Source organism: Pseudaeromonas aegiceratis, assembly GCF_046254905.1.
GTDB lineage: Bacteria > Pseudomonadota > Gammaproteobacteria > Enterobacterales > Aeromonadaceae > Pseudaeromonas > Pseudaeromonas aegiceratis.
This window is the reverse complement of record NZ_CP158016.1, coordinates 3,282,653-3,295,434: the sequence shown is the minus strand read 5'-3', so window position 1 is coordinate 3,295,434 and position 12,782 is coordinate 3,282,653. Positions and strand designations below refer to the sequence as shown.

General features: G+C 66.7%; 11 protein-coding genes. 7 read left to right on the top strand and 4 right to left on the bottom strand.

The genetic code is table 11. The features are described from left to right. Positions 1 to 10: 10 nt before the first annotated feature. Genes folB through ABHF91_RS15510 form a run of 3 tightly spaced genes read left to right on the top strand, consistent with a single transcriptional unit; the run spans position 11 to position 1,684 of the window. Entirely contained in the window at positions 11 to 361 is a 351-nt protein-coding gene (gene folB / locus ABHF91_RS15520; RefSeq protein WP_409421151.1) for a dihydroneopterin aldolase, read from the top strand. Then, positions 361 to 858, top strand: a complete 498-nt coding sequence (gene folK / locus ABHF91_RS15515) for a 2-amino-4-hydroxy-6-hydroxymethyldihydropteridine diphosphokinase (RefSeq protein WP_409421150.1) — start codon at positions 361 to 363, stop codon at positions 856 to 858. The genes folB and folK overlap by 1 nt, the downstream gene beginning before the upstream one ends. Before the next feature lie 28 nt (positions 859 to 886). Then, positions 887 to 1,684, top strand: coding sequence for an undecaprenyl-diphosphate phosphatase (locus ABHF91_RS15510; protein ID WP_409421149.1), 798 nt, complete (start codon positions 887 to 889; stop codon positions 1,682 to 1,684). Here the strand turns inward: ABHF91_RS15510 and ABHF91_RS15505 are convergent, their stop codons facing one another. Further along, positions 1,685 to 2,917 carry a multifunctional CCA addition/repair protein gene (locus ABHF91_RS15505; RefSeq protein WP_409421148.1) on the bottom strand — a complete coding sequence of 411 codons (1,233 nt, stop codon included), beginning with the start codon at positions 2,915 to 2,917 and terminating at the stop codon, positions 1,685 to 1,687. Between the two features lie 169 nt (positions 2,918 to 3,086). Between ABHF91_RS15505 and ABHF91_RS15500 the strand changes: the two genes are divergently transcribed. Further along, on the top strand, positions 3,087 to 4,682 hold the full coding sequence (locus ABHF91_RS15500; RefSeq protein ID WP_409421147.1) for an ExeA family protein: 1,596 nt from the start codon (positions 3,087 to 3,089) through the stop codon (positions 4,680 to 4,682). Next, positions 4,682 to 5,383: a general secretion pathway protein GspB gene (locus ABHF91_RS15495; protein ID WP_409421146.1), complete on the top strand. Its 702-nt coding sequence runs from the start codon at positions 4,682 to 4,684 to the stop codon at positions 5,381 to 5,383. The genes ABHF91_RS15500 and ABHF91_RS15495 overlap by 1 nt, the downstream gene beginning before the upstream one ends. Here ABHF91_RS15495 and ABHF91_RS15490 read toward each other — a convergent pair. From ABHF91_RS15490 to ABHF91_RS15480, 3 genes are all read right to left on the bottom strand, one after another. Further along, a complete protein-coding gene (locus tag ABHF91_RS15490; protein ID WP_409421145.1) occupies positions 5,376 to 5,987 on the bottom strand; it encodes a TIGR04211 family SH3 domain-containing protein in 612 nt (203 codons plus the stop codon). The genes ABHF91_RS15495 and ABHF91_RS15490 overlap by 8 nt on opposite strands. A 93-nt stretch (positions 5,988 to 6,080) precedes the next feature. Next, a complete protein-coding gene (locus ABHF91_RS15485) occupies positions 6,081 to 7,346 on the bottom strand; it encodes an inorganic phosphate transporter (protein ID WP_409421144.1) in 1,266 nt (421 codons plus the stop codon). An 18-nt stretch (positions 7,347 to 7,364) separates the two neighbouring features. Next, positions 7,365 to 8,045, bottom strand: a complete 681-nt coding sequence (locus ABHF91_RS15480) for a TIGR00153 family protein (protein ID WP_409421143.1) — start codon at positions 8,043 to 8,045, stop codon at positions 7,365 to 7,367. Positions 8,046 to 8,228: 183 nt separating this feature from the next. Between ABHF91_RS15480 and ABHF91_RS15475 the strand changes: the two genes are divergently transcribed. After that, entirely contained in the window at positions 8,229 to 9,746 is a 1,518-nt protein-coding gene (locus ABHF91_RS15475) for a CYTH domain-containing protein (protein ID WP_409421142.1), read from the top strand. Between the two features lie 118 nt (positions 9,747 to 9,864). Beyond that, the gene (gene glnE, locus ABHF91_RS15470; RefSeq protein ID WP_409421141.1) at positions 9,865 to 12,753 is read left to right on the top strand and encodes a bifunctional [glutamate--ammonia ligase]-adenylyl-L-tyrosine phosphorylase/[glutamate--ammonia-ligase] adenylyltransferase; all 2,889 of its coding nucleotides are present in this window, start codon (positions 9,865 to 9,867) and stop codon (positions 12,751 to 12,753) included. Positions 12,754 to 12,782: the final 29 nt, after the last annotated feature.

Genomic DNA, 12,782 nt, shown 5'->3' with positions numbered 1-12,782 from the left:
AAGGACACAGATGGATAAGGTGTTTATCACTGGCCTGGAGGTGTACTGCACCATAGGGGTCTACGACTGGGAGAAGTCCATCCGCCAGAAGCTGGTGCTGGATCTGGAGATGGATCATGACAACCGCCCTGCCGCTGCAGGGGACGATATCGCCCTGGCGCTGGACTACGATCGCCTGTCCCGCCGGGTCACCGATCTGGTGAGCCAATCCCCGCTGGAGCTGGTGGAGACGGTGGCCGAACGGGTGGCCGGCGTCATCCTCGGCGAGTTTGGTGTGGTGCGGGTGCGGGTGCGGGTGGCTAAGCCCGGGGCCGTGGCCAACGCCCGCGAGGTGGGCGTGGAGATAGTGCGGGAGGCCTGATGGCACAGATCTACATCGGCATGGGCTCCAATATCGAACCCATGCGCCATGTGTGTGCCGGACTGGACGCCCTCTACCGCTGGCTGGGGCCGCTGGCCGTCTCTCCCGTCTATCGCAGCCCGGCCAAGGGCTTCGTGGGGGAGGACTTCCTCAACCTGGTGGTGGGGGCCCAGTCGCCCCTGTCCCTGGCGGCGGTGCGCCAGGGGTTGCGCCAGATCGAGTTCCAGCACGGCCGCCCCCAGGATGCCAAGAAGTTCTCCTCCCGCACCCTGGATCTGGATCTGCTGAGCTTTGATGAAATGGTGCTCAGTGACCCCCTGGAGCTGCCCCGGGCCGAAATCTTGCATAACGCCTTCGTACTGCGACCCTTTGCCGAGCTGGCGCCCCACTGGTGCCACCCGGTGGCGGGCCGGACCCTGGCCGAGCTGTGGCAGCACTTCCCGCAGGACGCGACCCTCCAACCCGTTGCCCTGACCTGGTCCGCCCCTTCGACATAGGTTTCACCCTGACATAGGTATCATCCTCATGACCACACTGCATACCCTGGTATTGGCCCTGTTGCAGGGGTTGACCGAGTTTCTGCCCATCTCCAGTTCCGCCCACCTGATCTTGCCGTCGCAAGTGCTGGGCTGGCCGGATCAGGGCATCGCCTTTGACGTGGCGGTGCACCTGGGCACCCTGCTGGCGGTGGTGGGCTACTTCTGGCGGGAGCTGCGCCAGCTGCTGGGGGCCTGGTTGCGTTCCCTGGGCGGGCGGCGGGACGAGCCGGCGGCCAAGCTGGCCTGGATCATCTTGCTGGCCACCCTGCCGGCAGCCCTGTTCGGCTGGCTGGCCAACGACCTCATCAGCGACTACCTGCGCTCCTCCCGGGTCATCGCCATCACCACCCTGGTCTTTGGCCTCCTGATGTGGTGGGCGGACCGCAGTGGGCGCAAGGAGCTGCCATTGGAAGGCATCGGCCTGAAAACCGGCCTGTGGGTGGGCCTGGCCCAGGCCCTGGCGCTCATTCCCGGCACCTCCCGCTCCGGCATCACCATGACGGCAGCCCTGCTACTGGGGCTGACCCCGGCGGCGGCGGCACGCTTCTCCTTCCTGCTTTCCATCCCCATCATAGTGCTGGCGGGGGGCTACGAGAGCCTCAAGCTGGTGGCCAGCCCGGAGGCGGTGGATTGGGGAGAAATGCTGCTGGGGGTGGGGGTCTCCTTTGCCAGCGCCCTGGCGGTGATCCACTTCTTCCTCAAGGCCATCAGCCGCATCGGCCTGTGGCCCTTCGTGCTCTACCGGTTGCTGCTGGGGGCCCTGCTGCTCATCTTCTTCTGGTGATCAGCGCTCGTTCCACTGGCGCTTGATCTCGCGGATGGCCAGCAGGCGGGCGCGATCCAGCTGCTGGCGGATGGCTTCGCCCCGGTAGCCGGCGGCTATGATGGGCTGCACCGGCACAGCACGGGCCGCCTCGAAGGCCGCCGCCACATAGTCGGGCTCGGGGTAGGGGCGATCCTCGAAGCCCAGTCGGCCGTGGAAGTCGGCCCGGCAACAGTCCAGCAGCTGATACAGCCGCTGGGGGCGGCGCCAGCCGTCCACCCGATGGAACAGCGACAGCAGGGTGCTGGATCTCAGCCCCAGGGCGGTGTGGATCAGGGAGTGCAGCTCGCTCACCAGCAGGGCCAGCTCTCTGTGCTCGGTGGGCACCTTGAAGCGCTCACACACCGCCTGGATCAGGGGCAGGCCCCGTTCGCCATGGCCGTGATGGCTGGGCAGGATATGGGCCGGGGTCAGCCCCTTGCCGAAGTCATGACAGACGGTGGCAAAGCGCACCGCCGTGTCCTGGCTCAGGCGCGCCGCCTGGGCGATGGCCATCAGGGCGTGGACGCCGGTATCGATCTCCGGGTGCCACTGGGGGCGGGCGGGCACGCCAAACAGCCGATCCAGCTCGGGCAGCAGCACCTTGAGGGCGCCACAGTCCCGCAGCACCGCGAAGAACACCTGGGGATGAGGGCCGGAGAGCACCTTGTCCAGCTCCTTCCACACCCGTTCCGGCGTCAGGTGATCCAGCTCGCCGCTGGCGGCCATCTGCTGCATCAGGGCCTGGGTGTCGGGGGCCACCGTGAAGCCCAGCTCGTGGAAGCGGGCGGCAAAGCGCCCCACCCGCAGCACCCGTAGGGGATCTTCGGCGAAGGCCGGCGAGACATGGCGCAAGCGGCGGGCCTGCAGATCCGCCAGGCCACCGTAGGGATCGTGTAGCTGACCGTGCTCATCCCGCGCCATGGCGTTGATGGTGAGATCCCGCCGCAGCAGATCCTCCTCCAGCGTCACCTCGGGGGCGGCGTAGCAGGCAAAGCCGGTATAGCCGTGACCCTGCTTGCGCTCGATGCGGGCCAGGGCGTATTCCTCTTTAGTCTGGGGATGCAGGAACACGGGGAAGTCGCGGCCCACCGGCGTGAAGCCCTGGTCCAGCAGCTCCTCGGCCCGCGCCCCCACCACCACATAGTCCCGTTCCTGGACCGCAAGACCCAGCAACTCATCGCGCACCGCGCCGCCCACCAAATAGATTTCCACATACACCTCCCAAATCCCGGTCGGGGCATTATAGCGGTCTTTGACTTCACCGGGGGCAGGCTTTACCCTGCCAGCCGGTTGCCGTCACAGGGACGCTCGGGGCGTCAGGCTGCGAGCACCTGGGCAAGCAGCCCGGGCCGACGGGTGACCAAGCCCAGGGAGAGCTGGAATGTACAAGGCATTTTTCGGACTGGCGGAGAACCCCTTCTCCCTGTCCCCCAACCCCAAATACTGCTACATGAGCGAGCGCCATACCGAGGCGCTGGCCCACCTGAGCTACGGCCTGCAAGAGGGTGGCGGTTTCGTGCTGCTCACCGGCGAGGTGGGCACCGGCAAGACCACGGTGTCTCGCTGTCTGCGGCGCCAACTGGACGAAGAGACCCAGCTGGCCGTGCTGCACAACCCGACCCTGGGACCCCTGGAGCTGTTGCAGAGTCTGTGCGACGAGCTGCAGCTGGCCTATGAACCTGAGGCCAGCCTCAAGGCGCTGTTCGACCGGATCAAGGCGCGGCTGCAGGAGAACCTGACCGCCGGGCGGCGCACCGTGCTGCTCATCGACGAGGCTCAGCACCTGACCCCCGACGTGCTGGAGCAGCTGCGCCTGCTCACCAACCTGGAAACCGACGACGCCAAGCTGCTGCAGGTGGTGCTCATCGGCCAGCCCGAACTGCAGCAACTGCTGCAACAACCCCTGCTGCGCCAGCTGGCCCAGCGCATCACGGCCCGCTATCACCTGCTGCCCCTCTCCCGGACGGACGTGGATGCCTATGTGCGTTTTCGCCTGCAGGTGGCCGGCTGCCTGCAGCCGCTGTTCACTGCCAGTGCCATCAGCGTGCTGCACCGGGTCAGCGGCGGCATCCCGCGCCTCATCAACCTCATCTGCGAGCGGGCCCTGCTGGGGGCCTATGGCGCCGGTCAGCCCCGCATCACCCCCAAGCTGGTGCGTCAGGCCGCCGAGGAGGCCCTGGGCTATGGCCAGCGCGCATCGGCGGCCCCCGGCCTGCTGTTTGCCCTGTGCGGTGCCGCCTTCCTGGCGGCGGGCTGGTTCGGCTGGCAGCAGTGGGGCTGGCAGCCCATCGCCCCGGTGGAGGAGGTGACGGTCACCGTCAAGCAACCTGTGGATGCGGATCTGGTGAGCCGCTTCCAGGGGGCCCGGCAGCTGGCCAGCGATGAGAGCAGCGCCTTGCAGCAGCTGTACCGCGTCTGGGGCTATGAGGTCACCCTGGACGAGGCGGACTGCAGTCAGGCCTATCGCGCGGATCTGCGCTGCGAGCTGGGGGCCGGCAGCCTGGATGAGTTGTTGGCCCTGGATCACCCGGCGATCATCCGCCTGGTGGACGAGGATGGGCTGGAGAGTTATGCCACCCTGCTGCAGGTGGAGGGCCAGCAGGCCGACCTGCTGCTGGGAGACGAGAGCTGGCGGGTGGACTTGAGCTGGCTCAAGCAGATGTGGGGCGACGACTATACCCTGCTGTGGGCGGTGCCCGCCGGCAGTGGTGGCGTCATCTCCGCCAAGAGCCGGGGCCCCTCGGTGCAGTGGCTGGAGACGGCCCTGAGCCAGGCCCTCGGCGAGCCCGAACGGACCCTGCGCCGCTTCGACAGCACCCTGACGGATCGGCTGCGCCGTTTCCAACAGCAAGAGGGGCTGGCGGTGGACGGGGTGGCGGGTCCCCAGACCCTGATCCGGCTCAACGCCCGCAGCCAGACGAGCATGCCGCGGCTGGTGCTGCGGCAAGATAGCCCCGCGGAACAAGGAGAAAGCTGATGTCCATGCTGTTGAAGGCCCGCCGGCAGGGCGGGCGCAGTGCCGCCCTGGAGGCCAGCCTGGGGCTGGGCCTGGGGGTGGAGCAGCGCAGCCGGCGGCGCCTGGGCTGGCTGCTGGGGCTGCCGTTGTGCCTGGGGCTGGGGATCGGGGCCAATCTGGCCTGGCATTGGGTCAACCTCAAGCCGCAGGTGATCCGCCACGAGATCAAGGAGCCCACGCCCTTGCCCTACGGGCCCTCCGAGACGCCGGCGCGTTTTCTCACCCGGGTATTGCCGGCACCCCCGGCACCTGTGGCGGTCGAGCCTAAGGGCAACGAGGCCGACGACAGCGGTCTGGCGCTGGATGGGGTCTCGTCGGATCTGGCCAGCCGCTTCCAGGCCGCCGTGGCGGCCCAGGCACAGCAGTCCAGCTCGCCGGCCATTCCGGAGCCGGCCAGCGGTGAGATCTCGGGGGTGATACCCCTTGGCGACCTGCCGGATGTGGTGGCCCGGCGCGTGCCGCCGCTGAACTACCGCTCCCATGTGTTCTCGTCGGATCCCAGCAAGCGGCTGGTGAACATCAATGGCAAGGATTGTTATGAGGGGGATGAGGTGGCGCCCGGCGTGGTGCTGCTGCAGATCCTGCCGGAAGGCGCCATCCTGCGGGTTGCCGGCCAGAGCTTCAGCCTGGAAGCCCTGACCGACTGGCCTGGGGTCAGTTGATCCAGCCTTCGCTCTTCTTGCGGCGCGGCCGGGGCAGGTAGACCAGCACTATTCCGGCCAGGGCGCCGAGCCCAGCCACCAGGCCACCGTTGCGCAGCCAGCGCATCTGCTCGTCATGCTCCTGGGTGCCCAGCTGCTTGGCCAGCCGTTCGTTTTCCGCCACCAATTTTACCAACTGTTCCTGCTTGTGCTTGAAGCTGGCCGCCTGGCTGGCCAGCTGGCCCTGCACCTGGCTCAGCTGCTGCTGGGTTTCATCCAGGGCCTTGGCGGTGTCACTGTCCTTGCTGGCCAGCTTGGCCTGCAGTTCGCTCAGCTGCTGCTCCAGCTTGGGCTGGCGGCTGGCCAGGCTCTCGGTCTGTTGCAGCTGGCCCACCGGCAGCCAGCCGGTCCGGCCGCGGTCATCGGTGAGCTGGGCGAACTTGCCCGATTCGTCCAGCCCCAGCAGGGTGACGGGGTCGCCGGCATTGAGGCTGCCCAGGATACGGAACTGCTTGCCAGGACCGGCCAGCAGGAAGGTGTGCAGCTTCTCGCTGACATAGCGGGTTTCGGCCGCGTGCAGCCCCAGGGGCAGGCAGAGCAACAGCAGGGGAAGAAGGCGTTTCACGATACGGATTCCAGCGTCGATAAAGATTGGTCGATGGTACCGGTTGCCCGAAGGCAGAACAAGCAAACGGCGCCCTGAGGCGCCGTTTGTGCGTTAGAGGTAAATCTTTTCCAGCATGCCAAAGATGAGGATGGAGAGCAGGGCGCCGGCGGGCAGGGTTACCACCCAGGAGATGACGATGTTGCGCACCACTCCCAGGTTGATGGCGGCGATGCCGCGGGCCAGGCCGACCCCCATGATGGCCCCCACCAGGGTCTGGGTGGTGGAGATGGGCAGACCGGTGCCGGAGGCCAGCAGCACGGTACTGGCGGTGGCCAGCTGGGCGGCGAAGCCGCGGCTGGGGGTCAGATGAGTGATACCGGTGCCGAGGGTGGCCATCACCTTGTGGCCCATCATGGCCAGACCCAGCACGATACCCACGGCGCCCAAGGGCAGCACCCACCAGTCGATGGAACTACTGGCGGCGATGGCGCCGCCGTGGGAGACCACGGAGACCACGGCGGAGAGGGGGCCGATGGCGTTGGCCACGTCATTGGAGCCGTGGGCGAAGGCCATGGCACAGGCGGTGACAATCATGAGTACGCCAAACACCTTCTCCACGTTGGAGTAGTGCATCTTGACGTCATCCTGGGGGTTGAAGCGCAGACGGCGAATAAAGAACATGCCGCCGACGGCCGAGATCAGTGAAAGGATCAGAGAGATGAGGGTGCTCTCACCGCTGGTCAGCGGCAGCCCCACGTGGTTCAGGCCCTTCTGCAGGGTCACCAGGCAGATGACCATGGCGGAGAGGAAGATGTAGACCGGGCCGTAACGCTTGGCGTTTTCCAGCGGGGTGTCGGTGTTGAAGATGAGCCGCTGAACACTAATAAACAGCACATAGGCGATGAGGCCGGCGATGGCCGGGGTGATGACCCAAGAGCCGACTATGCTACCGAACTTGTCCCACTGCACCGCGTCCGCACCAAGGCTAACGGTGGCGAAGCCGACGATGGCGCCAACGATGGAGTGGGTGGTGGAGACGGGCCAGCCGAAGAAGGAGGCTACTACCAGCCAGACACCGGCAGCCAGCAGGGAGGCGATCATGCCCAGCACCAGCACATCGGGATGCTCGGTGAAGGCGATGGGGTCTATGATGCCACCCTTGATGGTGGAGGTGACTTCGCCGCCCGCCAGGTAGGCCCCGGTGAATTCGAAGATCATGGCGATGATGATGGCCTGACGAATGGTCAGTGATTTGGTGCCAACGGAGGTCCCCATGGCGTTGGCGACGTCGTTGGCCCCAATGCCCCAGGCCATCAGCAGACCGAACAGGGCAGCGATCAGCACCAGCTGGGTGCCGTATTGCGCAAGAATTTCCATGACTATACCTTTGGTGGGTTAGTTGCGTGCCAGCATGAGTTCCAGGCGGGCGCCTACACGGTCTGCTTGGTCGGCCAGGTCACCGATCTTTTCCAGCACCTTGTAGAGGAAGATGACATCGACCGGGTTGAACTCGCTTTCCCGGGCGAAAATCTTGCGGCGAATGCCGATCTGCAACTGATCGGTATCGTCTTCTATGATGTCCAGCTGCTTGACCATCTCTTCCACCAGTTGCAGTTCGCGACCGCGGAAGCCGGTTTCCAACAGCTCGTCCAATTCGCCGATGGCCTTGACCGCCAGCTCGGTGGCGTCCAGGCAGCGCTTGATGTAGGCCTGAAAGTCGTGGCTCAGATCGGCGGGGTAGCTCAGCTTGCGGCCCAGCATCAGGCCACAGATGTCCTTGGCCCGGTTGGCGATCTTGTCCTGCTGGGTCAGCATCTCCAGCAGGTCGGTCCGTGCCAGGGGCATGAAGAGGCCGGAGGGCAGCTTGAGGCGGATTTCCCGCTTGAGGATGTCGGCCTCTTTCTCCATTTGATTGATCTGACCATAGATGACGGTTGCCTCGTCCCAGCGATCGTCGGCCACCGCCATGAAGAAGGGCAGCAGCTGCTCACAGCACTGGTGCACCTTGGCGATGTGCTTTTGCAGGGGTTTGATCGGGGACTTGGCAAAGAGTCCCAAAATGGTATTAACTGGCATAACACACACCTGTGTGGTTGAAATATTGCTCACTCTGACTCGAGTAAGGCGCGCATGGTAGCCCAAGTCGCCCGGTAAGAAAACCGTAATAGGCACTTGCATTGTAGGTTTCCAGCGGCTTTTTTTGCCTTCTTTTTGCGCTCCGTCAAGACGATTCTGCCCCGCCAACCCCCGGATGTTCGAATGGAAACAGAAGTTGAATTGAAATTCCTCGCCAGCGATACCTTGGTGTCCCAACTCCCTGCCTGCCTGGCGCAATTCCAGCTGCTGGAGCAGGCACAGATGGACCTGGCCAACACCTACTTCGATACGCCGGATCAACGGCTGCGGGCCCTGGACTGCGGCCTGCGCATCCGCCGGCGGGACGAGTCGCGCCAGCAGACCATCAAGACCGCCGGCCAGGTGGTGGGGGGCCTGTATCAGCGTCCCGAATACAACCTCGCCATCCAGCAGGACTGGCCCGAGCTGGCCGCCTTCCCGGCGGAGATCTGGCCGGCCGGCACGGATGTGGCGGGGCTGCAGGCCGCCCTCAAGCCGCTGTTTTGCACCAACTTCCACCGGCAGACCTGGCTGGTGGCCATGCCGGACGGCAGCCGCGTCGAGGTGGCCCTGGATCAGGGGCAGATCGTCGCCGGCGAACAGCAGGAGCCCATCGGCGAGGTGGAGCTGGAGCTGATCAGCGGCCAGGTGACGGCCCTGTTCGAACTGGCGGCCAAGCTCGTCCAGCTGGGCGGCCTGCGGCTGGGGGGCCAGTCCAAGGCCCAGCGGGGCTACCTGCTGGCGGGAATGGCCGCCGAGTCGCCCATCCAGCGCATGGGCTTCGCGCCGGTCAGCGACACCATGACGGTGGGCCAGGGGCTGTTCTGCGTGCTGCAGTATGCCCTGGCCCACTGGCAGTACCACGAGCAGCTGTTCTTCGATCACCCCTGTGTGGAGGCCCTGGTGCAGCTGCGCAACGGCGTGAATCTGGTGCGCCAGGCGCAGCTGATCTTCGCCGACATCTACCTGCCCCTGGGGCCGCGCCCCTGGCAGGATGAGCTGGCCTGGCTGGAGGGCGAGCTGGCCTGGCTGGACGAGGCCCAGGCCCTGCAGCGGCTCACCGCCGAGCGGGCCCATTACCTGCGGGCGCTGCGCTGTCACGATCGCCTGCTGACGGTGCTGGAGCAGCGCCAGGCCGGCCTGCCGGATAGTCAGGGGTTGCGCAACCTGCTGCAGAGCCCCCGCTACACCAGCCTGCTGCTGGCCATCACCCGCTGGGTCTATCTGGAGGAGCGCCAGCTGGAAAAGCCGGATCCGCAACGGGACGCCCCCTTGCTGGGCTTTGCCGCCGAGCAGCTGGCCATCAGTTGGCAGGAGCTGCACGAGCCGGAGATGTGCCTGCCGGCCCTGGACTATGACGGCTATCTGAGCCTGGTGGGCAAGCTGCGGCGCAACCTGCTGGTGGGGGTGAGCTTTGCCAACCTGTATGACGAGGAGTCCCGTCAGGGCTTCCGCCTGCCGTGGCAGGGGTTGCTGCGCCGCATGGAGGAGCTGGAGCATTTCGAGGTGCTGGATCGGCTGGCGCCGGAACTGGCGACGGCCCAGCGGCTGGAGCTCGAAGAGTGGCTCACCGCCCGCATCAGCCCCCGGCTGCTGGAGCTGGATCAGGCCCGGCTGCAGGCCCAGCAGATGTTGCCCTACTGGGAAGAGCCGGCGGCCTGAGCCCGGTGCGACAGGAGCGTCAAACGGGGAGCCTCAGCTCCCCTTTTTATTGTGCGGTTTTCCCCTCCTGGCGTGACGGTGTTAGATTGACGGACAAGCGTTCTGTTGGAGTCCGTCTATGCTAAGCCTCACCGCCGACCTGCAAGCCCACGCCGAACAGCAATGGCAACGTCTGCAGGCGCGGCTCGATCCGCCTATCCAGACGGCCTTCGCGCCGCACCAGGCGGAACTCACCTGCCTGTTTGGCCTGTCGGACTTCATCGCCGACTCCTGCCTGCAATATCCCCTGATGGTGCTGGAGCTGCTGCAAAGCGGCGAGCTGTATCAGGCGCAGCGCCACGCCGACTATGAGGCCCGGCTGAGGGAGGCCCTGGCGGGGGTGCAGGATGATGAGGCCCTCAAGCGCGCCCTGCGGCGCTTTCGTCGGCGGCACATGCTGGTCATCGCCTGGCGCGAGCTGTTGGGGCGGGCCCAGGTGGAGGAGAGCTTCGTGCACCTCACCGCCCTGGCGGAGACCCTGATCTGCGGCGCCCGGGACTGGCTGTATGCCAGGCTGTGCCGGGAGCTGGGCACCCCCTGCAACGCCGCCGGCGAACCGCAACCCCTGCTGATCCTGGGCATGGGCAAGCTGGGGGGCGGCGAGCTGAACTTCTCCTCCGACATCGATCTCATCTTCACCTTCCCCGAGGGCGGCCAGACCCAGGGCGGCCGGCGCAGCCTGGAGAACCAGGCCTTCTTCATCCGCCTGGGGCAGCAGCTCATTCAGGCGCTGCACCAGACCACGGTGGACGGTCAGGTGTTCCGGGTGGACATGCGCCTGCGGCCTTTCGGCGATGCCGGCCCCCTGGCGGTCAGCTTTGCCGCCATGGAGGACTACTACCAGAATCACGGCCGCAACTGGGAACGCTACGCCATGGTCAAGGCCCGCATCCTGGGGCCGGACACCCAGCACGCCCAGGAGCTGCAGCGGCTGCTGCGGCCCTTCATCTTCCGCCGCTACATCGACTTCGGCGCCATCGACGCCCTGCGCAAGATGAAGGGGCTGATCGAGGCGGAGGTGCGGCGCAAGGGGCTCAAGGACAACATCAAGCTGGGGGCGGGCGGCATCCGTGAGGTGGAGTTTATCGCCCAGGCCTATCAGCTGATCCGCGGCGGGCGGGAGCCGGCCTTGCAGGTGCGCCACCTGCCGGCGGCCCTGCAGGCCCTGGCGGATCTGGGGGCCATGCCGGGACCCAGCATCCAGGGGCTGCTGGAGGCCTATCGCTTCCTGCGGCGGGTGGAGAACCTGCTGCAGGAGATCGCCGACGCCCAGACCCAGACCCTGCCGGAGGGCGAGCGGGATCGCCAGCGCCTGGTCACCACATTGGGCTTTGCCGACTGGGCCAGTTGCTACAGCCAGCTGGAGCGGGTCATGGCCCTGGTGCACAAGGAGTTCCGCCTGGTCATAGGTCAGTCCGAAGAGGAGGACGAGAGCGGCACCGGCGTGTTCTGGCACGACCTCTGGCACGGCAGCCAGGACGAGGACGAGCTGGCCCGGGAGCTGCTGGACGCCGGCGGTGAGGCCGCCCAGGCCCTGGCCGGTCCCCTGCTGCGCTTTCGCCAGGAGAGTCGCCGGCGGGCCATCGGCCCCCAGGGGCGGGAAGCCCTGGCGCGGCTGATGCCGGATCTGCTGGCGGCGGTGGCCGGCAAGCCGCAGCCGGCCCTGCTGTTCGACCGGTTGCAGCAGCTGCTGAGCCAGATCCTCACCCGCAGCGCCTACCTGCAGCTGCTGGCGGAGAACCCAGGGGCCATGAACCAGCTGCTGGATCTGTGCGCCGCCAGCGGCGTGGTGGCCGAGCAGCTGGCCCGCTATCCCATACTGCTGGACGAGCTGCTGGATCCCCAGCAGCTCTACCATCCCACCCCCCTGGAGCGTTACCGCGACGAGCTGCGGCAATACCTGCTGCGGGTGCCGGAAGAGGATCTGGAGCAGCAGATGGAGGCGCTGCGCCAGTTCAAGCAGATCCAGCTGCTGAAGATCTCCGCCGCCGACATCGCCGGCGCCCTGCCGCTGATGAAGGTGAGCGATCACCTCACCTGGCTGGCGGAGGCCATCATAGAAGAGGTGGTGAGCCAGGGCTGGAGTCAGGTCACCGCCCGCCACGGCCTGCCGCCCCACACCCGGGAGACCGGGGACAAGGGCTTCTGCGTGGTGGCCTACGGCAAGCTGGGGGGCATAGAGCTGGGCTACGGCTCGGATCTGGATCTGGTGTTCCTGCACGGTGGCGAGCTGAACGGCGAGACCGACGGCGACAGGCCCATCGATGTGCGCCAGTTCTATGTGCGGCTGGCCCAGCGCATCATCCACCTGTTCAGCACCCGCACCCCCTCCGGCATCCTGTACGACACCGACATGCGCCTGCGGCCGGCGGGGGAGGCGGGGCTGCTGGTCTCCGGCCTGGAGGCCTACCAGCGCTACCAGGAGCAGGAAGCCTGGACCTGGGAGCATCAGGCCCTGGTGCGCAGCCGGGCCGTCTACGGCGAACCGGCCATGCGCCAGGCCTTCGAGCAGATCCGGCGTACCGTGCTGAGCCGGCCGCGGCCGGCCGATCATCTGGCGGCGGACGTGGTGGTGATGCGGGACAAGATGCGGCGCCACCTGCTGCGGGGCGGCGACGGGGAGTTCGACCTCAAGCAGGGGGCCGGCGGCATGGTGGATATCGAGTTCATCACCCAGTATCTGGTGCTGGCCCATGCCCAGCAGGCGCCGGTGGCCCTGACCCGCTGGTCGGACAATGTGCGCATCATAGAGGAGTGCGTGCTGGCCGGCCTGCTCAGCCAGCAGGAGGGTCAGGCCCTCAAGCAGGCCTATCTGGCCATCCGGGATGAGGCCCACCGCTGCACCCTGTCCGGCCGCAGCCGCATCGTGGCGGACAGCCTGCTGGTGAGCGAGCGGGCCCAGGTCAGCGCCCTGTGGCAGCGGTTGTTTGCCGATGTGGATACGGCCCTGGCCAAGCTGCCGGCCTGAGGTGGCGAGAATGAGTCAGACCAAGAGGC